Origin of the sequence: Candidatus Accumulibacter sp. ACC012 (assembly GCF_907163155.1) — a bacterium.
Classification (GTDB): domain Bacteria; phylum Pseudomonadota; class Gammaproteobacteria; order Burkholderiales; family Rhodocyclaceae; genus Accumulibacter; species Accumulibacter delftensis.
In genome coordinates this window covers 94043-114314 of the sequence record NZ_CAJQUC010000005.1, presented here as the reverse complement: position 1 = coordinate 114314, position 20272 = coordinate 94043, and the positions used below count along the sequence as shown (strand labels likewise).

The following is a 20272-nucleotide window of genomic DNA, read 5'->3' as shown; positions in this document are numbered from 1 at the left end:
CTGCCGGCCGATCAAGGATCCGCTGGCCCGCGACTTCTACGCCGAGATGTGCCGCATCGAGCGCTGCGACGTGCGTACCCTGCGCCTGAAGATCGTCGGCATGCTGTACCAGCGCACCGCCCTGTCGAAGAAGCCGCAAGCCGTCATCTCGGCAGAGATCGGCAAACTTGGCGAGGGGCCGATGAGCCCCGACATCGTCTTCCGCGATCCGTACCTTCTCGATCTCCTCGGACTCACGGGGGCCTATATCGAACGCGATCTCGAGAGCGCCATCCTGCGCGAGATCGAGTGCGTGCTGCTGGAGCTTGGTACCGGCTTCGCCTTCGTTGCCCGGCAGAAGCGCCTAAGCGTCGGCAAGGACGATTTTCATCTCGACCCGCTGTTCTTCCACCGCCACCTGCGCTGGCTGGACAAATACGAACGGGAACTGGCGAAGAAGCGCCAATCGGTCTCATCCTGTGCGCATCCGCCGACGCCGAGCAGGTCGAACTGCTTCAACTCGACGCCAAGTCCATCCGCGTCAGCGAGTACCGCACCGAGTTACCGCCGTTGCCACTGCTGCGCAAACGGCTGCACCAGGCGATAGAACACGCCAGGGAACAGGCCGCCCGGCGCCTGCCTGACGCTGGAAGCCACGAATGAAGATCAACGACGCCACTTCACAGGCGATCGTCGCCCTCGCGCGGAGCATCGGTGAACTTCAGCAGCAGGCCGCACAGGAATACAGGCCAGTGGTCGACGACATCCTGCGCACTCGCTGCCGCGATACTCAGCACATCGAACACACACTGGATCGCCTGCTCGACTTCTGCGGTGATGACTTAGTGCTCGGAATGTACAAGCGGCTCTGCCGTCACTATTGGAATCTCGACCCGCTGGCGGACGAGGATGCGGAGATCGAGCCTGTCCCAACCGACGGGGGTGGCGATGGCCACAGCCAGCCAGAATTCGACCGCTTGAGCAACATCCTGAAGACCTTCAACGAGCAGTTCGGCACCCTGTTCGCCGACAACGACCGGGTCGCCAGGCGTATTCGCGAGGACATCGCGCCAAAGGTTGCTGCTGACGCAGCCTTCCAGAATGCACGGCAGAACACGCAACATACGGCGCGTATCGCACACGACCAGGGGCTGAGCCGAATGATGCAGGCGCTGCTCAAGGACGACACCCTGGTCTACAAGCAGTTTGTAGAGAACGAGGCCTTCCGGCGCTCGCTCAGCGACATGGTGTATGCGATGACGGGATAGCGCCGCGCCGTGTTGCAGGTGCGGTGAAACGTACGTACTCCTGGCGCTGCACGGACTTGACACTGCTGCCACGGCAGCCAAGGCGAGTTCTGTCAAATGACATATCCGCCTGCGCGCCATTGCCAGCAGGCGTAGCCAAGGTCATTTCGAGGAGGCAAAGCCGACGGGGCAATTCAGAGCTTTGCCTCTTCGCGTTGTCGATGCGGCGGCGGCAAGGAAATCAGAACGTGGAACTGGATTGCCGCGTCGGCCTCGCCTCCGCGCAATGACGGGGTGGGCGCCTCCGTTACCGCTCGATCTGATGCGCGCAGGCGGAAACCGACACCTTGATCCGAGTGGCACGGCTTCCCTTTGAGGCAGCCCTGGAAGTCTACACGAAAGCCGGACAGCAAAAAGCCCCGGCTTTTGACCGGGGCTAAATGCTTGAATCCGTTGGTGGTGATGGGTGGAATTGAACCACCGACCTATGGGTTATGAATCCGTGAGTCCCGGTGGACCGATGGGTTAATGAACCTTAACAGAGCTATACACAGCAAGCCATTGCGGCTAAACTCACCTTACCGGGGTTACACGAAACAGGACGGTTTTTTACCTGCAATGTAACCCCGGCGTAACCCCAGATTCCCCAAGGGCATAAGGAGAGGTCATGGACGATACCGCGAAGCTGCAATTCAACAAGGAAAAGTTGCTCGCCCTGCCGCTACCCGCAGTGGGCTCGCGATCGACTTATCACGACACCAAGGCGCCGGGCCTGCAACTGCGCGTGTCGGCAAGCGGCGTGAAAACCTTTTCGATGTACCGGCGGACGAAGGGCGGCGGACCGGAACGCGTGACCCTCGGGCGATTCCCCGCGATGACCGTAGAGCAGGCGCGCAAGGCAGCGGCCATGGTGAATGCTGAAATCGAGGATGGCGCAAACCCTGCGCAGGCGAAGCGTGTGCTCAAAGGGGAACCGACGCTCACCGAGGTCTTCGCCGAGTACGGCAGGCGACACGGGGAGAAAAAGCAGGCGTGGGCTGCCGATCAACAGCGCTTTCGTGACTACCTGCAGCCGTCCCTTGGCAAGCGGAAATTGACGACAATCACGCGTGCGATGATCGCCCGGACACTTTCCGACGCCGAGAAAACCGGCAAGGCCGTGGCCACGGTGCGCAATATTCGTGCCCTTGCATCAAGCATCTTCGGCAAGGCAATCGAATGGGGATATGTCGACGCCAACCCGGCACAAGGTGTCACGATTTCGGGCGCCAAGGTAAGCCGTGATCGCTTCCTCCGATCCGACGAGCTTCCCCGCTTCTTCCAATCGCTGGCGGAAGAGCAGAACGAGACCTTGCGAGACTACATTCTGCTGGCGCTGCTGACCGGCGCGCGTCGCGCCAACTTGCTCGCGATGCGCTGGACGGAAGTTAACCTGAAAGAGTCCGTCTGGCGGATTCCCAATACGAAAAACGGTACGCCGCAAAACGTAACGCTTTCGCCTGAAGCGGTGACCATTCTGCAAGCCCGACAAGACGCTGCCGAGAGCAGCGCCGTTTTTGTTTTCCCGGGAACCGGCGAGAGCGGTCACATCGAGGAACCGAAAAAAGCGGTCATTCGCGTCATGGAAAGGGCCGGAATCCCCTACGGCAGGAACACGCCGGACGGCGTAACGCTGCACGATCTGCGCCGGACCCTGGGCAGCTGGCAGGCCAAGACGGGCGCATCGCTGGCGATCATTGGCAAAAGCCTGAACCACAAGAGCCAACAGGCGACAGCGATCTATGCCCGTCTCGACCTTGACCCGGTGCGGGCGTCTGTCAATACGGCAACTGCGGCTATGATGGAAGCTGGCGGAATGAAAAACGCAGCGGAGGTGCTGCCCATGCCGAAGCGGGGCAATGCGTGAAGCTGATTTATCGACAGCATGCGGTGCGGCGGATGTTCGAGCGCCGCATATCGACTGCCGACGTTGGCGCGGCGCTGGCGTCGGGGCGCGTAATCGAAGACTACCCGACCGATACGCCCTACCCTAGCTGCCTGTGGCTGGGCTTCGCCGGCAACCGCCCTTTGCATCTGGTATTCGCCGACAACCCCGACGATGGCGAGCGCATCATCATTACCGTCTACGAACCCGACCCGGCCCTATGGCTGGCGGACTTGGCCACGAGGAAAAACCCATGAAATGCCCTATCTGCCGACACGGCGAAACCCGCCCCGGCGCTGTCACTGTTCCACTTGAACGCGGCGACGTGGTGATTGTTTTCCGCGAGGTTCCCGCGCTGCTGTGCGAGAACTGCGGCGAAGCTTTCCATGACGAGGCCGTTACTGCTGCCTTGCTGAAGCAAGCCGAGCAGGCGGCGGCGGCGGGCGTGGAAATCGACGTGCGGCGCTTCGCGGTAGCGGCGTGACCTGAGGAAACTTGAGTTTTGCTGCGCCTAGCCCGAGGTTGATCCCCGCGGGCGAAAACCGAGATACCTAGGTTCGCACGGCGTCTTGAAACAAGGGGAGCGAAAGGGCGCAAGATGATTGAAACAACGCATATTCGGCTGAATAAGGCCGCAGAAATGCTTAATACTGATACCGATACGGTGTTAATTGCTGGCTCAGAAGGAAGAGTGCGTTTGTACTGGCTATTAAATAGATCTGTGCACGCAGAGCTTGGCTATTTTCACGAACCGCCTGACCCGCCTCCAGACGAGCCGCCAGCGTATTGGGTGACAGAGGGTCTGGGATTGAAGTTCTTCTTTTTCATCCCGTTAGACAGTATGGAGGCTGCCGAACTTCTCAAGAAAGAGACGATTACCGCGAAGGCATCGGCGCTTACCGTACAAGACACCAACGGTCGTTTTTGGATGCCTTCTGGGGGCTGGGCCGTAGAGGGCGGCGGTTTAGTTCATGACGATTTGCACGTAACAAGGGATGCTGTTTTTTTGAAACGTACCGATATAGATTGCATCGGAGAGCGCGGCGTTACCCCTTCGGCTGGAACAGTCCTGGCGCTGCCGTCACACGCCCAGCGTGGACTCGTTTCCGACAAACTCGCTATCTTGAGTCGCGCGGCGGCGACATTTTGGGCGAACGTCGATAGAGACGACAGGAGCACACACCCCAAGAATGCTAGCGTGGCAGCATGGCTGATGGAACGTGGATATTCAAAGACGCTTGCCGATCAAGCGGCAAGCATAATTCGTCCGGAATGGGCGCCCACGGGCCGCAAAGCAGAAGAATAGCAACACCCTCGAATGCCAGCAACGGCATGATGGCAGCAAAGGGTGACACCCTTAACGGGAAACCCCTTGCCGTTTTTTTTGACGTTCTATTTCTCTATCGTTCGCACCATGAACTGCGCTGTGCGGTTCTGAACTGCAACATGCAGTTCCTTACTGGAGCGAACGATGACCATTCAAAGCATCATCGAAGCAACCCGCGATCTTCTCGACGAGAAAGAGGCGGGGCTGTTTCTGGGTTTAGGTCGTTTCCTGTGGAACGGGCAAGAACGGGGCGAAGGGCGAGACGGGCAAATGAGTGAGCTTCCCAGCGATAAGGTAGGCCATGGCGATGAAGTTTTCGACGCGGCGATAGCCGCGCGCCCGTGCGCGCGCCTCCTGGAGCGATCGATTCATCGCTTCGACGCGGCCGTTGTGTTTGCCGGCGTTAAAACCGTTGAGTACGCCAGGAAGATGCTTGCTGATCGTCCTGCCGAGGCGCTTGAATGGTTCGAGTCGGCAGCGGCTGGCCCAGCTGAGCCAGCGCTTGAGCAGGGGCGTGGCCTCGTCAGGTGTCGTGGCGGTGGCGTAGATGGAGCGCAGCGCCTGCTTGATCCGCCAGGCCCGTGCGGTCTTGAGGTTCGAGCGCTGCAACCAGTGCATGGTCTCGGTTTGTTTGACGGTCCAGTCGGCGGGCTTCTTGTGCAGGCCCCAGCGGGTGCCCTTCAGTTCGGGTTCGCTCTTGACCTCTGCTCGTCGCACCTCGTCCAGCGCCGTGCTGCTCAGAGCAACGACGTGAAAGCGGTCAAAGCAGACCTCGGCTGCTGGAAAGTGCTCGGCGGCGCCGGCCTGGAACGAGCCGCTCATGTCCATGCTGACATGGGTGATCGCGGTCGGCTGACCACCATGCTCGGTAAGGTCGCTGGCGAACTTCCCGAGCGTGGCCTTGTCCCGTCCCGGCGTCGCAAACAGCAAGCGCTGTGCATCAAGATCATAAAAAACAGAGATGTACGTCTGGCCGCGCTTACTGGCGGTCTCATCGACGCCAATCACGCGAACCTCGGCATGACTTTCCTGCGCACGCGCTTGGCCCACATGATGATTGATCACGCGCCACAGTCTGCGACTGCGCACACGCAGCAGTCGGCCGGCCGCCAGGACCGACATGGTCGGCGCCAGCATCAGCGTCAAAGCCTCGAACAGCAGGGTGAAGCGACTGCCTTCTCGCGCCCAAGGCACGGCGATCTGCGTGACCTTGCCGCAACCGGCACAGGCCACTCGCGGCACCTCGGCATGCAGGTGGGCTTCGTACTGAAAGAAATCCATATGGCGCCAGGAACGCGCCAAGCGGTCATGCAGCGGCTGCGCTGCCGCACCGCAAGCCGGGCAAGCATGATTGGCCGCGCCAAATCGGACCTGGAAATCGATCCGTCCCGACTCTGGCTTGAAGATGACTTCAGCTACCTGCCAAGGAGCAACGAGGCCCAGAGCCTGGGTGAACAGCGTTTCAATCATGAGGAAGAGGCCGCGAGAGGAAAGGCCGCTATTGTCCTCCATGCCGAGGGCGGCAGACTGCCTTCCTCGGCCCGGAGGAAGCGTAAGCGAGCGGGCAGCGATGTAAAGGGTTCGGCTGCGCCCGGACTGCGTCCGCCCTTGACATCGCCGCCCCCTCAAACCGCCAAAACCAGCGCCCGTTCCACACGAAACGACATAGAGCCCTGTTTCTCGATACTGCCCCCGGCACGCTGTCTGTTTGGCGGTGCACCGGGCGTTACAACCTTCCCTTCGTGAAGATCGGACGCAAGGTGCGTTACCGCCGTACCGATCTGGTCGCCTGGTTGGAGAAGCGCACCCGCGAAACCGGCGCGACGGCATAGAGGGCGGTGACGATGACCCACAAAACAAAGGGCCGCGACGGAGGCAACCGCGCGACCCAAAATACTGCATTCGACGCTCGACATTCTACTGGACGAAGTGACCCGCTGCCAGGCTGGTACGGTCTCGCCAGCGACGTGAAACCGTCACGTAATCGGCAGCAGAAAAAATCGTGGAACAGGGGCCGCCGATGCTGACCGTCGGCAACCCGGTTCCCGGATTCCGCGAAGCCATGCACCGGGCCGGCATTGTTCCCCCTGCCGTCGTCGAGCCTGACGGAGCGCTGCATCGCTTCCATGTTGAAGGCGACCGTGGCGGATCGCTCAACGGCTGGTATTGCCTGCACATGGATGGCCGGTCTGCAGGCGTCTTCGGAAGTTGGAAAACTGGCTTTTCTTGTACTTGGTCAGAGGCCGGCAAGCGCATCAGTACGGCCGAACACGAGGCATTTGCCGAACTGGTGCAGGAGGTGCGCAGCAGGGCAAAGGCAGAGCGGCGGGCGTTACACGAGGTAGGGGCACGCAATGCACAAGCCATTTGGACGGCTGCCGTCCCCGCCAATCGGGATCACTCTTACCTGATTGCCAAGGGCGTGCAAGCGCACGCCCTTCGGCAATCCGGCGCGGCGCTGTTGATTCCCTTGTTCGACAGTCACGGACTGCTGTGGAACGTGCAGCGGATAATGCCCGATGGCGCCAAGCGCTTCAGAAAGGGCCGCGCGGGCGGGCTGCACTCGCCGATTGGCGATCTGACGGACCCGGCAAGCCTGCTGATCTGCGAAGGCTGGGCAACCGGCGCAACGCTGCACGAAGAATCGGGACGGCCGGTCCTGTGCGCGATGAACGCCGGCAACCTGCTGCCGGTGGCGACGGCCGCGCGGGCTGCCTGGCCGGGTGCTGATCTGGTGATTTGTGCCGACAACGACCGCAAGACTGCCGGCAATCCGGGCCTGACAGCAGCAACCGCGGCGGCGAAGGCCGTAGGCGCGCGACTGGCGGTGCCAGAGTTCCCAGAGGGTGCAAGCGGTTCCGACTTCAACGACCTGGCGAACTTGCGGAAGGGTGCGGCATGACTGACGACCTTTTCGACGTACTACCGATTTCCGGGGTTACAGAGGTTACAAGGGTGCAAACCCGCGACGACGGGGATTCGGACGTAACCCCGAGCGTCGTCCCTGGGGTTGCAGAGGTTACAACGGTGGCCGATCTGCTCGCCAATGCGATGGAACCTGACGAAGCCGAGGCGCGGCACGACCCAATTACCGTAGTTCCCGAGAGTCACCGTCCGTGCTTTCGCGTCTATGACGGCTGGAGCGTGACCGATAGTGGTCGCAAGCTGAGGCCGGGCGTCTGGCTTCACACGATGAGCGCACCGAAACGCAACTGCGAGCCTGTCCCGGTGGATTCCTGGATTTGCGGGCCGCTGTATGTCGAAGCTCAGACCTTCGACGGTACCGGCAACAGCTTCGGGCGGCTGCTGCGCTTCAAGAACACGGTGGGCCGCTGGCGGACATGGGCAATGCCCATGGAGTTGCTCCGAGGCGACGGAACTGACCTCCGCGGCGAACTGCTCGCGATGGGACTGTCGATCGACCCAAGCGGCCGTTTCCACCTCGCGCGCTACCTCCAGGAGCGAGACCCAAAAAGAAGGGTGCGCTGTGCGCTGCAAGTTGGCTGGTGCGGCGCCGTGTTCGTCCTGCCAGATGCAGTGATCGGACCGGATGCCACGAGCGTGGTCTTTCAATCTGGCGAACGCGGACACGAGGAACACGGGCAGGGCGGAACGCTCGACGGCTGGCGTACCGAAATTGCGGCGCGCGCTGTTGGCAATCCACTGTTCATCGTCGGCTTGTCAGCTGCATTTGCCGGGCCGATGCTGGCACGCTGTAATGCGGAAGGTGGCGGGCTGCACTTCGTTGGTGATTCCTCAACCGGCAAGACGACCTTACTTGAAGCGGCTGCCTCCGTTTGGGGCGGGGCGAACTATCGGCGCAGTTGGCGAGCAACGGCCAACGGTATCGAAGGCGCGGCGATCCTGTTCAATGACTGCCTGCTCGCCCTAGACGAGATCAGTGAATGTGACCCGCGCGAGGTCGGCAACATCGTCTATGCGCTGGGCAACGGCCGCGGCAAACAACGGGCGAGCCGTTCCGGCGCGGCTCGGGCGGTCAGCCGCTGGCAGGCTTTCATCGTTTCGACGGGCGAACGCACCATTGCCACGACAATGGCCGAAGGCGGCCACCGATCAAAGGCCGGGCAATCGGTTCGCTTGCTCGATATTCCGGCCGCGCGGCAGCATGGCTGCTTCGACGTACTGCACGATCAACCGAGCGGCGCGGCGCTATCCGATGCGGTCAAGCGGGCCGCGGTCACGCACTACGGGCGAGCCGGCCGGGCGTACCTCGAACGGCTGGCGCACGATCCGCGCGACTTCGCAGAACGACTGGAGATCCTCAAAGGCTCGCCAGACTTCAACCACAGAGACTTTGAAGGGCAGGACAAACGTGCCGCCGGACGGTTCGCACTACTCGCGCTGGCCGGCGAAATGGCAACCGAATACGGACTGACCGGCTGGCCGGAGGGCGACGCGGTCAAGGCGGCGGTAGTCGCGTTCAAGGCCTGGCGATCGTTGCGCGGGCGTGGCAACGATGAGCGGCGGCAAATCCTGGAACGGGTTTCCAACTTCATCGAACGGCATGGCGACGGGCGATTTTCTGATGCGGACGCGAGCAACGAAATCCCAGTTCGCGAGCGGGTCGGCTGGTGGCGGGACAGCCAAGGGAGCCGGCTTTATCTTTTCACGGCGGTCGGAATGCGCGAGGCATTGAAAGGCTTCGACTTTAACCGGGCGCTTGACGAGTTGGAGGCCTGCGCCGTAATCCCCAAAGCAGGCGCGAACGGCAAGCGATCCAAGCTGGAGAGGATTGGAGGGCGAACGGTGCGCGTCTACGAAGTCCAGGCGGATGCGTTGGGCAGCAGCCATGGGGATTGATGATCTACTCGCCAAGCTGGTACGCGAAGTCGTAACCCCTGTAACCCTTGATGGTGCGGACGGGGTTACGGTGGAAGCCCCGGAAACACTGGCCAGCACCCTTGTAACCCCTGTAACCCCGCAAAACAGGAGTCCCCAAAAGGATGCCGAAGCAGGCGTGCTGACCGCGAACAGGCGCGACGGCGACGATCTTGACGACCGGCGAAGTTGCCACCAGTGCAGCAAACTGCAGGCTGGCGCGTGCATCGTCGCCAAACCTGGCGGGCTGGTGTCAGCAATCCGTGGCTATCGCCCGGCGGCGCCGGCGATGCTGCGGCGATGCTGCGGGTATGCGCCATGAGCGACGCGACACCTGACAAGCACCGGCGCTGGCGCGAGTATCACGCGCTGTGCGGTGCCATTCGTCGGCGATGGCACGAGCGCGGTTATCAGCAGCCTCTGCCACGTTGCCCACCCTGCCCCGCGGATTCGATTGGCTTGGCCTGTGGCGCAAAGACCAGAGCCGGGACACCCTGCAAAATCACGACGTTGTACTTTGGTGGTCGCTGCAAGTGGCACGGCGGCATGAGCACGGGTCCGAAGACCGAGGCGGGTAAAGAGCAATCCAGGATCAATGGCAGGAAGGGCGGCAGGCCGAAGAAGCAGGAACCCGAGTCGTAGGAGGAAAGGTTGAAGGAAGGCTTGGCTCGTCGGCAGCGCAACGACAGAGAAATCCCAAGTCATAGATAGGCAAGGTAACGGCAAGGGTACCCCAAGGTAACCCCAAGGTTGCTTCGTCGGCGTGGAGCCCCAGAAACCAGAGTTGTGAGACCTGAGACAACTTTGCCCTGGGACCCTTCAAAGGCATCCGGAAAGCGAAGTTCACCGCGTCTGGTTGCTGCACGTCGTCGACCACCAGCCGCGGGAGATTCATTGCACGCCAGCGGCGAGCCATGCCGAAGTACTGACGTGGTATCCGCTGGCGGTGGCCGCTGAACCGATAGCAACCACCCTGCATGCGCGCCAGCTTCGCTTGTAGGTAGGGCATTACAGGAATATGATTCACCGCTTATACCATCAAGATAACGGTGGCGGCAGGGCAAGCAAAATAACAACTCGCCCTCACGCGGCGCGGCTAGGGGGTATGCCATCAATGCTTGAGAAACTTGAACGGTTGGCCACCGAGGTTGCTGCCCTCCACAGCAAGCTGATCCTTCTTGTAGGCGCTCCGCGTACTGGCAAGACGGCATTGCTGGTCGCATTTGGAAAGCGGGCAAAGACCGAACCGATGAACGTTGGTTCGGAGCTGGGTCGCCGGCTGGCGGCAATCCCGCGAAAACAGCGCCACCTGCAGACCAACGCCCTTCTGCGCGACCTGGCTGATCAGCATGCGAGTGGCGACCTGCTGCTACTGGACAACATCGAGATCTTGTTCGACCGATCTCTCCAGCTCGATCCGCTCGATCTGCTGAAGCGACACGCGCACGCCAAAGGCGTCGTGGCCGTTTGGCCAGGCGAATTGCACGGCGACACAAGAACGGGCCGGCTGACTTATGCCGACATAGGGCATCCCGAACATCGCGACTACGCCCTCACCAACCTGATCCCCTTCGAAATTCAGTAACCGGGAAGAGAGCAACACATGCGCTACGGCGATCTCATTCAATTCGAACCGATCGAATCGGTCATACAACTACTCGACGCCAACCGGCCCGACGAAGCCAAGAAGCTCGTCGCGACCTACGTCATGTCCGACGACATGGCCGAGCGGATCGCCAAGCAGATGATTCCGCAACTCTCCTTCGACGCGTCCGTCGACCACATGGGCGTGCTGGTGGTTGGCAACTACGGCACCGGTAAGTCGCACTTGATGTCGGTGCTGTCCCTTGTCGCCGAGGACGCGGCTTACCAGCCCATGATCCGCCACCCCAAGGTCGCAGATGCGGCGGGACAGATCGCGGGCAAATTCAAGGTCCACCGCATCGAGATCTCCAGCCAGATGTCGCTGCGGGACATCATCACCCAGGAGCTTGAGCTCTTCCTTGAAAAGAACGGTGTCAGCTACTCGTTCCCGGCCGCCGACAAGGTGGTCAACAACAAGGCGGCGTTCGAGGAAATGATGGCCGCGTTCGCCGAGGTTCACCCCAATCACGGCGTGCTGTTGGTGGTCGATGAGTTTCTCGACTACCTGCGGTCCCGCAAGGATCACGACCTGGTTCTGGACCTGTCGTTTCTGCGTGAGATCGGCGAAGTCACCAAGCACCTGCGTTTCCGCTTCGTGGCCGGCGTGCAGGAAGCCATCTTCGACAGCAGCCGTTTCCAGCACGTCGCCGACAGCCTGCGTCGTGTGAAGGACCGCTTCACCCAAGTTTTGCTGGCTCGACAAGACGTCAGCTTTGTGGTCGCTGAGCGCCTGCTGAAGAAGACCGCTGACCAGCAGAACAAGATCCGGACTTACCTCACCAAGTTCGCCAAGTTCTACAGCTCGATGAACGAGCGCATGGACGAGTACGTGCGCTTGTTCCCCGTTCACCCGGAGTACATCGGCACCTTCGAGCGGCTGATCTTCACCGAGAAGCGCGGCGCCCTGGTCACCCTGCGCGACCAGATCCAGGCCGTACTGAATGATGAGGTTCCCAACGATCGCCCAGGGCTCATTGGCTACGACCAGTTTTGGGACACCGTGACCTCCAACTCGGTGCTGCGCTCCGATCCCGGCATCGGCCCCGTCCTGAAAGTGTCTGAAGTCCTGGCTGAACGCGTCCTGAAGGCATTCGCCCGGCAGGCGTACAAGCCGATGGCGCTGCGCGTCATCGCGGGCCTGTCGGTGCATCGGCTAACCACGGGCGGCGACATCTACGTACCAGTCGGGCCGAGCGCCGCAGAACTGCGAGACACACTGTGCCTGTACCAGCCGGGTATCGAAGACATGGGTGGCGACCCGGCGGACGATCTGCTCACCGCTGTGCAGACCACCCTGCGGGAGATCGTCAAAACGGTCAACGGCCAGTTCATCTCCAAGGCCCCGGACACCGAACAGTACTACCTCGACCTGAAGAAGGACGTCGACTACCAAACCCAGATCGAAAAACGCGCTGAAGCGTTGTCGGACGACGTGCTGGACCGCGCCTACTACGGTGCCATCAAGCAGTTGATGGAGCGCACCGACGAGAATAGCTACGTCACCGGTCACCAAATATGGCAGTACGAGATTGAGTGGCAAGACCGCCGCGTCCACCGCAGCGGCTACCTGTTCTTCGGCGCGCCGAACGATCGGCCCACCGCCCAGCCCGAGCGCGACTTCTACGTCTACTTCATCCAGCCGTTTGAGCCGCCGCGCTTCCGCGACGAAAGCAAGTCGGACGAGGTGTTCATTCGGCTCAAGGCACTGGACGACGCCATCAAGCGCCATCTGTCGTTCTACGCGGCAGCGCAGGACCTTGCCTCCACCGCCAGCGGCGGCGCAAAGGCCATCTACCTGGACAAAGCGAAAGACGCGCTGCGCGACATGAGCAAGTGGCTGCAGGAAAAGCAGATGAATGCCTTCGAGGTCACCTACCAGGGCAAGTCCAAGACCCTGCAGGATTGGGCCAAGGGCGTCTCCATCCGCGACAAGTTGCGTCTGGGGTCTGACGAGCGCGCGAACTTTCGCGACATTGTCAACGTCGTCTCTGGCCTGGCACTCAACCAGCAGTTTGCCGAGGTTTCGCCGGAGTACCCGACATTCCCGGTGCTGGTCACCGAGTCCAACCGCAAGCAACTGGTGAGTAATGCGTTGAAGGCGCTGGCCGGCGGCACCCGCACCAAAGACGCCAATGCCGTGCTCGACGCCTTGGAGATGCTGGACGGCGATCGCATCGAGCCGTGCCGTTCGCGCTACGCCCAGGAAGTGCTCAGTCGCCTGAAGGCCAAGGGGCATGGCCAGGTGCTGAACCGTAGCGAGCTGCTGAACGGACAAACCGACGTGGAGTACTTCCACCCGGTGAAATTCCGCCTGGAGCCTGACCTGCTGGTGGCCGTGCTGGGCGGCCTCGTCTACTCCGGCGACATCGTGTTGGCGATCACTGGCGACAAAATCGACTCCGGCAAGATCACCCTGCTGGCCGAGCGCGGGCTCGAAGAGCTCAAGCAGTTCAAGCATGTCGAAGCGCCGAAAGAGATCAACGTCGCCGTTCTGCGTTCACTGTTTGAACTACTCGGTCTGTCGCCCGGCTTGGCGCAACTGGCCACGCAAGGCTCCGAGGAACCCGTCAAGCAGCTTCTCGAAGCCGTCTCCAAGCTGGTCGGCCGTGTCCTGACGGCGGGTACGGATATGCAAGGCAAGCTCACCTTCTGGGGCAAGCCTCTGCTCACCGATGACGAGACCCGTGACTGGCGCACTCGCCTGGAAGCGCTGAAGACTTTCACCGAGGGTCTGACGCCGTACAACACGGTCGGCAAGCTGAAAAACCTGCGCATTGGCTCGGACGACATCGACGCTCAGAAGAGGAACCTCGAGGTTTTGGCCGCCGTCGAGAAGCTGCTGGCACTGGTGACGGAGTTGGGCAGCACGGCCGCCTACCTGTCGCAAGCCGAGATGGTGCTGTCCAGCGATCACGCGTGGGTCAAACAGGCGCAAAGCGCCCGCAAGGACACCCTGGACAAGCTCGCACTGGACCGCAACGCGCAGCATGCCCCCGAATACCGGCAGACTTTGGCCCAACTCAAGAAGGACTACCTCAACGCCTACATCACCCAGCACAGCAAGGCCCGCCTGGGCGTGGCCGAAGACAAGACCAAGTCTGCATTGCGCAAGGACTCCCGGCTGGTTGCTATGCGGGCCCTGGCTGGCATCGCACTGATGCCCACCAGCCAACTCACCGCCTTCGACGATAAGCTCGACAAGCTCAAGAGCTGCGCGTCATTGGTGGACTCGGAGCTGTCTGCCAGCCCTTGTTGCCCACACTGCAGCTTCCGCCCTGCCAATGAGCAAGGCGATTTCCTGCCAGCCGCCAATGTGCTCAAGCAAATGGATGAGGAACTGGACCGGCTGCTCGACGGCTGGCAGCAGACACTGCTCGACAACCTGGACGACCCGATCATTCAGGCCAACCTTAACCTGCTGAAGGCATCGGCACGAGAGCTGATCAAGAAATTTGTGGCGGCCAAGAAGCTGGCCGACCCCGTGATCCCGGACTTTGTCAGCGCTGTGCAAGAGGCGCTGTCAGGATTGGAGAAGATCGGCGTCACCAGCAAAGATATCAAAAATGCCCTGCTGCAAGGCGGTTCACCAGCTACGCCGGATGACCTTCGCAAGCGGTTCGAAACCTTCCTGAACGATCGCTGCAGGGGAAAAGACACCAGCAAGCTGCGATTCGTGGTGGAGTAAGGATGAGTACGCTAGTCGGTCAAGGGCTCACGGATATCGATGCATTGGCATTGGCCGTTCGCGATCGCGAATCGCGTCGGTTGATCGCAGAAGCAATCACGGCCTATCGCGGTGGTGCCTTACGCTCTTCCATCATGTCGACGTGGATTGCGGTGTCGTTCGATATCATCGCCAAGGCGCGCGAACTAGCCGCACAGGGTGAAGCTGCACCAAAGGCATTCGTCCAGGACTTGGACTCGGCAATCGCCAACAGCGACATCCGAAAGATGCAGACGACCGAAAGCGACCTGCTCAAGACCGCGGACGAACAGCTTCAACTCTTTGCTCCCCATGAGCTCGATGCGTTGCGGCGTCTGCAGAACGACCGAAATCTCTGCGCCCACCCAGCGTTCATCGTCGAGGATGAGCTCTATCAACCGACCCTTGAGTTAGTTCGGTCACATATTGTCCACGCCCTCCAGTACCTGCTGATTCACGCTCCCTTGCAAGGCAAGAGCGCCATAACCCGCTTCGATGCCGACATCGTCAGCCCTTCCTTCCCTACAATTTGCGCAGACATTGGCACGTATATCCGCGCCAAGTACCTCGACCGGGCCAAAGATGTTCTTGTTACCAATCTGATCAAAGCACTGCTCAGTGCGCCGTTCGGCGATGAGCGCGCACGCTTCGTCGGACGATCGCGCCTTCTGGCCATGACGTTGAGGGAAGTGGCCAAGGCCAAAACCTCCATTTATGACGCAACGGTGCCTAGCTACGTGGCAAAGAAGTTTGACTCAGTTCAGGACGATGTCCTGCTGACTATCTGCCCCTTCCTCGAAAACGATGTGCGCATTTGGGAATGGCTATCTGAGCCCGTGCGCTTGCGCATCAAGCAACTTCTCCAGACGGCAGAAGTTGAAACACTCAAAGCGCATGCCGCTTTCGATGCTTTCGCGGTTGCTGAACTTGGTGACGTGCTGCTGGCACGGTTAGACGCATTCGATCGGAACACTCAGATCAGCATCATTGGCGAACATCCAAAGAGAGAATTTGTTCATCGAGGCATTCAGATATACAGCGACGCAGGCGGCTATCGAACTGCCGAGGCATGGGGGCAATCCATCATCCTGCCACTCGCTCCGCACTTTAATGCCGACGATATCCGATCGCTGCTCGAAACTGTGCAAGACAACGGTCGGATTTGGGATGCGGGTGGCACGCCAGACATTCTGAATACAGTCTTCGACATCACCCGTCACTTGCTTCCACAGAGCCGGCAGTATTGGCAAACGTTTGTCGATGGTCGTATCGCCCATAACCGGGGCAATACCGAGGACCACTATTCCTACCCAGGGCTACAACAACGGCTTGCCGCATAAGAACAACAAGGAACTGATCGAATGAATGATTTGCTGCACAACCAGAAGGGCACCGCCGCCACTTCCGTCGAATGCTTCGGCCAGACTTTCCCGAGCGACCAAGCGCGCCGAGAGCACTTCGTGGGATTGCTACGCGAGAAGCTGAAAGACCCTGCGTTCCGGAAAACAGAAGGGTTTCCCATCGGCTCCGACGAAGCAATCCTGGCGATGTCTGATCCGCCCTACTACACCGCGTGTCCGAACCCGTTCCTTGAAGAGTTCGTGCGCCACTACGGCAAGCCTTACGACCCCAGCGTGAAGTACAGCCGCGAGCCCCAGACGATCGACGTATCGGTCGGAAAAATGGACCCCCTCTATAAGGCGCACTCGTATCACACCAAGGTGCCACATTTGGCTATCGTGCCGTCCATCCTGCACTACACAGAACCAGGCGACATCGTTCTCGACGGCTTTAGTGGATCTGGCATGACGGGTATCGCAGCACAGTGGTGCGGATCAGCGCCTGCCGCATATCGGCACGAGGTAGAACAGGATTGGAAGAAGCAAGGCAAGGCCACGCCCAAGTGGGGCTCACGTAGAGTCATCCTCAACGACCTGTCGCCTGCCGCGACCTTCATCGCAGCGAACTACAACCTGCCATTGGATGTTGAGGCCTTTGCAAAGGCAGGAAAGCAGTTGCTCAAGGAAGTCGAGCAAGATATCGGCTGGATGTACGAGACCCTACACAAGGACGGGCGGACGAAGGGCCGGATTGAATACACGGTCTGGAGCGAAATATTTACCTGTCCGGATTGTGCCGGCGAGGTGAATTTTCTTAATGAGGCCTATGACGCTGACAACCAGCATGTCAGAAACAAATTCCCTTGCCCCCACTGTGGGGCGGAGCTAAGCAAAGACAAGATGGATCGCGTCCTAGAAAGTCGCATCGATCCATCTAACGGCGATAGCTGGAAGCGGGTTAAGTTTCAACCAGCAATCATTGTTTATAAGGTGGCTGGCAGCCGCCATGACAAACATCCTGATCACGCCGACTTGGATGCCTTGTGCCGCATTAAAGCGCTTGAGTTGCCTACGAAGATACCAACTGCCCGATTCCCGATTGAGCAGATGTATCACGGGTCCCGAATTGCGCCAAAAGGGTTTTCTAAAATCCACCATTTCTTTTTGCCGCGAGCTGCTCAAGCTCTAGGGTTGATGTGGGCGAAGGCAAACTCCGAACAAGATCTTCGGGTCCGAGGCATGTTGCTCTACTTCGTCGAGCAAGCCATTTGGAATATGTCAGTTTGCAACTCTTATCGTCCCGCCGGTTTTTCGCAAGTTTCGCAATACATGAAGGGTGTCTATTACGTCCCTTCGCAACACGCGGAACTCAGTCCTTGGTATGTCTTGGGTGGAAAACTGAAAAGGCTTGCAAAAGCATTCGAGCCAACCCGATGGAAAGATGCTGATGCAGCGATTTCCACGGGTTCGATCGGAGACCTTCCGGTTGCAGACGCCTCCATTGATTACATTTTTACGGACCCGCCGTTCGGCGAGAACATTTTGGCTCTATGTCGTTTCGTGTGGAACGGGCGCTGGTTTTGGCGGTTTGAGGGGGCGGCGATGTCAAGGGCGGACGCAGTCCGGGCGCAGCCGAACCCTTTACATCGCTGCCCGCTCGCTTACGCTTCCTCCGGGCCGAGGAAGGCAGTCTGCCGCCCTCGGCATGGAGGACAATAGCGGCCTTTCCTCTCGCGGCCTCTTCCTCATGATTGAAACGCTGTTCACCCAGGCTCTGGGCCTCGTTGCTCCTTGGCAGGTAGCTGAAGTCATCTTCAAGCCAGAGTCGGGACGGATCGATTTCCAGGTCCGATTTGGCGCGGCCAATCATGCTTGCCCGGCTTGCGGTGCGGCAGCGCAGCCGCTGCATGACCGCTTGGCGCGTTCCTGGCGCCATATGGATTTCTTTCAGTACGAAGCCCACCTGCATGCCGAGGTGCCGCGAGTGGCCTGTGCCGGTTGCGGCAAGGTCACGCAGATCGCCGTGCCTTGGGCGCGAGAAGGCAGTCGCTTCACCCTGCTGTTCGAGGCTTTGACGCTGATGCTGGCGCCGACCATGTCGGTCCTGGCGGCCGGCCGACTGCTGCGTGTGCGCAGTCGCAGACTGTGGCGCGTGATCAATCATCATGTGGGCCAAGCGCGTGCGCAGGAAAGTCATGCCGAGGTTCGCGTGATTGGCGTCGATGAGACCGCCAGTAAGCGCGGCCAGACGTACATCTCTGTTTTTTATGATCTTGATGCACAGCGCTTGCTGTTTGCGACGCCGGGACGGGACAAGGCCACGCTCGGGAAGTTCGCCAGCGACCTTACCGAGCATGGTGGTCAGCCGACCGCGATCACCCATGTCAGCATGGACATGAGCGGCTCGTTCCAGGCCGGCGCCGCCGAGCACTTTCCAGCAGCCGAGGTCTGCTTTGACCGCTTTCACGTCGTTGCTCTGAGCAGCACGGCGCTGGACGAGGTGCGACGAGCAGAGGTCAAGAGCGAACCCGAACTGAAGGGCACCCGCTGGGGCCTGCACAAGAAGCCCGCCGACTGGACCGTCAAACAAACCGAGACCATGCACTGGTTGCAGCGCTCGAACCTCAAGACCGCACGGGCCTGGCGGATCAAGCAGGCGCTGCGCTCCATCTACGCCACCGCCACGACACCTGACGAGGCCACGCCCCTGCTCAAGCGCTGGCTCAGCTGGGCCAGCCGCTGCCGACTCGAACCATTCAAGCGCCTCGGCAGGACGATCAGCAAGCATCTTCCTGGCGTACTCAACGGTTTTAACGCCGGCAAACACAACGGCCGCGTCGAAGCGATGAATCGATCGCTCCAGGAGGCGCGCGCACGGGCGCGCGGCTATCGCCGCGTCGAAAACTTCATCGCCATGGCCTACCTTATCGCTGGGAAGCTCACTCATTTGCCCGCCTCGCCCTTCGCCCCGTTCTTGCCCGTTCCACAGGAAACGACCTAAACCCAACATTTTCTACGCCGATCTGAACTTCCTCGTTGAAGGTTGGCACGGGGTTGTGACTGCCACCACTTCAGAGGCGATCGTGGACAAGCCAAAGAACAAGGGGTTACCAGAGTATCAACACTTGATGCAGCACTGCTTCGCCGAGTACTACCGAGTACTCAAGCCCGGACGCTGGATGACCGTGGTCTTCTCCAACAGCAAGGCGGCGGTCTGGAACGCGATCCAAGTCGCGTTGCAACAGGCGGGCTTTGTGGTGGCCGAGGTCACGGCGCTCGACAAGATACAAGGCAGCTACCGCCAGGTGACCTCCACAACAGCGGTGAAGCAGGACTTGGTGATCTCGGCCTACAAGCCTAACGGCGGCTTGGAGCAGCGGTTCGCCCAGCGAGGTGCCACTCCCGAGTCTGCATGGGACTTCGTACAGACACACCTCAAGAACCTCTCGGTGACCAAATCCAGGAACGGGGAACTGGAGTTCATCGTTGAGCGCGACCCCCGTCGCATTTACGACCGGCTGGTGGCATGGTTCGTACGCCATGACACGGCTGTTCCCTTGTCCAGCAACGAATTCTTGAGCGGCCTGCGCAGTCGTGTCTTTCCGGACCGCGATGGCATGGTCTTCCTACCGGAGCAGGTCGCCGAGTACGATAAGAAGCGCGCACAGGCCGCACAGGCGCCACAGATGGAGCTTTTCGTTTCCGACGAACGCAGTGCCATCGACTGGTTGGCCGATTTCCTGAGGCGGCGACCTTCGACCTATCAGGAACTGCACCCCGAGTTCATCACTCAGCTCGGCGCCGGCTGGAAAAAACATGAAACCAGACCCGAACTGGCCGCGCTGCTGGAGAACAACTTCCTGCGCTACGACGGCAATGGCGATGTGCCCAGCCAGATCCACAGCTATCTCTCGACCAACCACAAGGATTTGCGTGGTCTGGAGAAGAACGATCCTCGCCTTATTGCAAAGGCCAGGGATCGCTGGTACGTGCCCGACCCGAACAAGGCGCAGGATCTGGAGAAAAAGCGCGAGAAGGTACTGCTCAAGGAGTTCGATGCCTATCTGGCCATCACGGGTCGGCGGCTCAAGGAGTTCCGGCTGGAAGTGTTGCGTGCCGGCTTCAAGATGGCCTGGGGGAAGAAGGACTACCGGACCATCATCAAGGTCGCCGAGAAGATTCCGGAGATAGCGCTGCAGGAAGATGAAAAGCTGCTGCTTTGGTATGACCAGGCGCTGACGCGTATGGAGACGGACGCCTGATGAGCAA

General features: G+C 60.3%; 17 protein-coding genes and 1 pseudogene. 17 read left to right on the top strand and 1 reads right to left on the bottom strand.

Annotated features, from left to right (window positions below):
• The first annotated feature begins 70 nt into the window (after positions 1–70).
• From QZ648_RS08090 to QZ648_RS08065, 6 genes are all read left to right on the top strand, one after another.
• Positions 71–586, top strand: a complete 516-nt coding sequence (locus QZ648_RS08090; protein WP_291996653.1) for a PDDEXK nuclease domain-containing protein — start codon at positions 71–73, stop codon at positions 584–586.
• A gap of 52 nt (positions 587–638) precedes the next feature.
• Positions 639–1247, top strand: coding sequence for a hypothetical protein (locus QZ648_RS08085; RefSeq protein ID WP_291996652.1), 609 nt, complete (start codon positions 639–641; stop codon positions 1245–1247).
• Between the two features lie 646 nt (positions 1248–1893).
• Positions 1894–3132 carry a site-specific integrase gene (locus QZ648_RS08080; RefSeq protein ID WP_291996651.1) on the top strand — a complete coding sequence of 413 codons (1239 nt, stop codon included), beginning with the start codon at positions 1894–1896 and terminating at the stop codon, positions 3130–3132.
• Positions 3129–3407 (top strand): DUF4258 domain-containing protein, encoded by a 279-nt coding sequence (locus QZ648_RS08075; protein WP_291996650.1) that lies wholly within the window; start codon positions 3129–3131, stop codon positions 3405–3407. The genes QZ648_RS08080 and QZ648_RS08075 overlap by 4 nt, the downstream gene beginning before the upstream one ends.
• Entirely contained in the window at positions 3404–3634 is a 231-nt protein-coding gene (locus QZ648_RS08070) for a type II toxin-antitoxin system MqsA family antitoxin (protein ID WP_291996649.1), read from the top strand. The genes QZ648_RS08075 and QZ648_RS08070 overlap by 4 nt, the downstream gene beginning before the upstream one ends.
• 114 nt (positions 3635–3748) lie before the next feature.
• Positions 3749–4456: a hypothetical protein gene (locus tag QZ648_RS08065; RefSeq protein ID WP_291996648.1), complete on the top strand. Its 708-nt coding sequence runs from the start codon at positions 3749–3751 to the stop codon at positions 4454–4456.
• A gap of 237 nt (positions 4457–4693) precedes the next feature.
• On the opposite strand, the gene QZ648_RS08060 is transcribed toward QZ648_RS08065, so the two are convergent.
• Positions 4694–5989 carry an ISL3 family transposase gene (locus tag QZ648_RS08060; RefSeq protein WP_291995979.1) on the bottom strand — a complete coding sequence of 432 codons (1296 nt, stop codon included), beginning with the start codon at positions 5987–5989 and terminating at the stop codon, positions 4694–4696.
• Positions 5990–6090: 101 nt separating this feature from the next.
• On the opposite strand from QZ648_RS08060, the gene QZ648_RS08055 reads away from it, so the two are divergent.
• From QZ648_RS08055 to QZ648_RS08005, 11 genes and pseudogenes are all read left to right on the top strand, one after another.
• Positions 6091–6309 (top strand): helix-turn-helix domain-containing protein, encoded by a 219-nt coding sequence (locus tag QZ648_RS08055; protein WP_366144094.1) that lies wholly within the window; start codon positions 6091–6093, stop codon positions 6307–6309.
• Positions 6310–6479: 170 nt separating this feature from the next.
• Positions 6480–7379: a toprim domain-containing protein gene (locus QZ648_RS08050; RefSeq protein WP_291996647.1), complete on the top strand. Its 900-nt coding sequence runs from the start codon at positions 6480–6482 to the stop codon at positions 7377–7379.
• Positions 7376–9298 (top strand): DUF927 domain-containing protein, encoded by a 1923-nt coding sequence (locus QZ648_RS08045; protein ID WP_291996646.1) that lies wholly within the window; start codon positions 7376–7378, stop codon positions 9296–9298. The genes QZ648_RS08050 and QZ648_RS08045 overlap by 4 nt, the downstream gene beginning before the upstream one ends.
• On the top strand, positions 9288–9638 hold the full coding sequence (locus tag QZ648_RS08040) for a hypothetical protein (protein WP_291996645.1): 351 nt from the start codon (positions 9288–9290) through the stop codon (positions 9636–9638). The genes QZ648_RS08045 and QZ648_RS08040 overlap by 11 nt, the downstream gene beginning before the upstream one ends.
• Entirely contained in the window at positions 9617–9958 is a 342-nt protein-coding gene (locus tag QZ648_RS08035) for an HGGxSTG domain-containing protein (RefSeq protein WP_366144092.1), read from the top strand. The genes QZ648_RS08040 and QZ648_RS08035 overlap by 22 nt, the downstream gene beginning before the upstream one ends.
• A 463-nt stretch (positions 9959–10421) precedes the next feature.
• Positions 10422–10901 (top strand): BREX-3 system P-loop-containing protein BrxF, encoded by a 480-nt coding sequence (brxF, locus tag QZ648_RS08030; protein ID WP_366144090.1) that lies wholly within the window; start codon positions 10422–10424, stop codon positions 10899–10901.
• Between the two features lie 18 nt (positions 10902–10919).
• On the top strand, positions 10920–14645 hold the full coding sequence (locus tag QZ648_RS08025; RefSeq protein ID WP_291996643.1) for a DUF6079 family protein: 3726 nt from the start codon (positions 10920–10922) through the stop codon (positions 14643–14645).
• Between the two features lie 2 nt (positions 14646–14647).
• On the top strand, positions 14648–16003 hold the full coding sequence (locus QZ648_RS08020; protein ID WP_291996642.1) for a hypothetical protein: 1356 nt from the start codon (positions 14648–14650) through the stop codon (positions 16001–16003).
• A gap of 21 nt (positions 16004–16024) precedes the next feature.
• Positions 16025–17722 (top strand): DNA methyltransferase, encoded by a 1698-nt coding sequence (locus QZ648_RS08015; protein WP_366144085.1) that lies wholly within the window; start codon positions 16025–16027, stop codon positions 17720–17722.
• Complete coding sequence (locus QZ648_RS08010; protein WP_291996641.1) at positions 17709–19004, top strand: ISL3 family transposase; 1296 nt, start codon at positions 17709–17711, stop codon at positions 19002–19004. The genes QZ648_RS08015 and QZ648_RS08010 overlap by 14 nt, the downstream gene beginning before the upstream one ends.
• Before the next feature lie 4 nt (positions 19005–19008).
• Positions 19009–20265, top strand: a pseudogene (locus tag QZ648_RS08005) (DNA methylase); the annotation flags it as partial.
• Between the last annotated feature and the right edge of the window lie 7 nt (positions 20266–20272).

What these genes read in the sequence shown, in the direction of transcription:
- QZ648_RS08020 (WP_291996642.1), top strand. Translation starts at nt 14,648, where the DNA reads ATGAGTACGCTAGTCGGTCAAGGGCTCACGGATATCGATGCATTGGCA.
- QZ648_RS08065 (WP_291996648.1), top strand. Translation starts at nt 3,749, where the DNA reads ATGATTGAAACAACGCATATTCGGCTGAATAAGGCCGCAGAAATGCTT.
- QZ648_RS08010 (WP_291996641.1), top strand. Translation starts at nt 17,709, where the DNA reads ATGGAGGACAATAGCGGCCTTTCCTCTCGCGGCCTCTTCCTCATGATT.
- QZ648_RS08040 (WP_291996645.1), top strand. Translation starts at nt 9,288, where the DNA reads ATGGGGATTGATGATCTACTCGCCAAGCTGGTACGCGAAGTCGTAACC.
- QZ648_RS08060 (WP_291995979.1), bottom strand. Translation starts at nt 5,989, where the DNA reads ATGGAGGACAATAGCGGCCTTTCCTCTCGCGGCCTCTTCCTCATGATT.
- brxF (WP_366144090.1), top strand. Translation starts at nt 10,422, where the DNA reads ATGCCATCAATGCTTGAGAAACTTGAACGGTTGGCCACCGAGGTTGCT.
- QZ648_RS08025 (WP_291996643.1), top strand. Translation starts at nt 10,920, where the DNA reads ATGCGCTACGGCGATCTCATTCAATTCGAACCGATCGAATCGGTCATA.
- QZ648_RS08080 (WP_291996651.1), top strand. Translation starts at nt 1,894, where the DNA reads ATGGACGATACCGCGAAGCTGCAATTCAACAAGGAAAAGTTGCTCGCC.
- QZ648_RS08015 (WP_366144085.1), top strand. Translation starts at nt 16,025, where the DNA reads ATGAATGATTTGCTGCACAACCAGAAGGGCACCGCCGCCACTTCCGTC.
- QZ648_RS08070 (WP_291996649.1), top strand. Translation starts at nt 3,404, where the DNA reads ATGAAATGCCCTATCTGCCGACACGGCGAAACCCGCCCCGGCGCTGTC.
- QZ648_RS08045 (WP_291996646.1), top strand. Translation starts at nt 7,376, where the DNA reads ATGACTGACGACCTTTTCGACGTACTACCGATTTCCGGGGTTACAGAG.
- QZ648_RS08085 (WP_291996652.1), top strand. Translation starts at nt 639, where the DNA reads ATGAAGATCAACGACGCCACTTCACAGGCGATCGTCGCCCTCGCGCGG.
- QZ648_RS08035 (WP_366144092.1), top strand. Translation starts at nt 9,617, where the DNA reads ATGCTGCGGGTATGCGCCATGAGCGACGCGACACCTGACAAGCACCGG.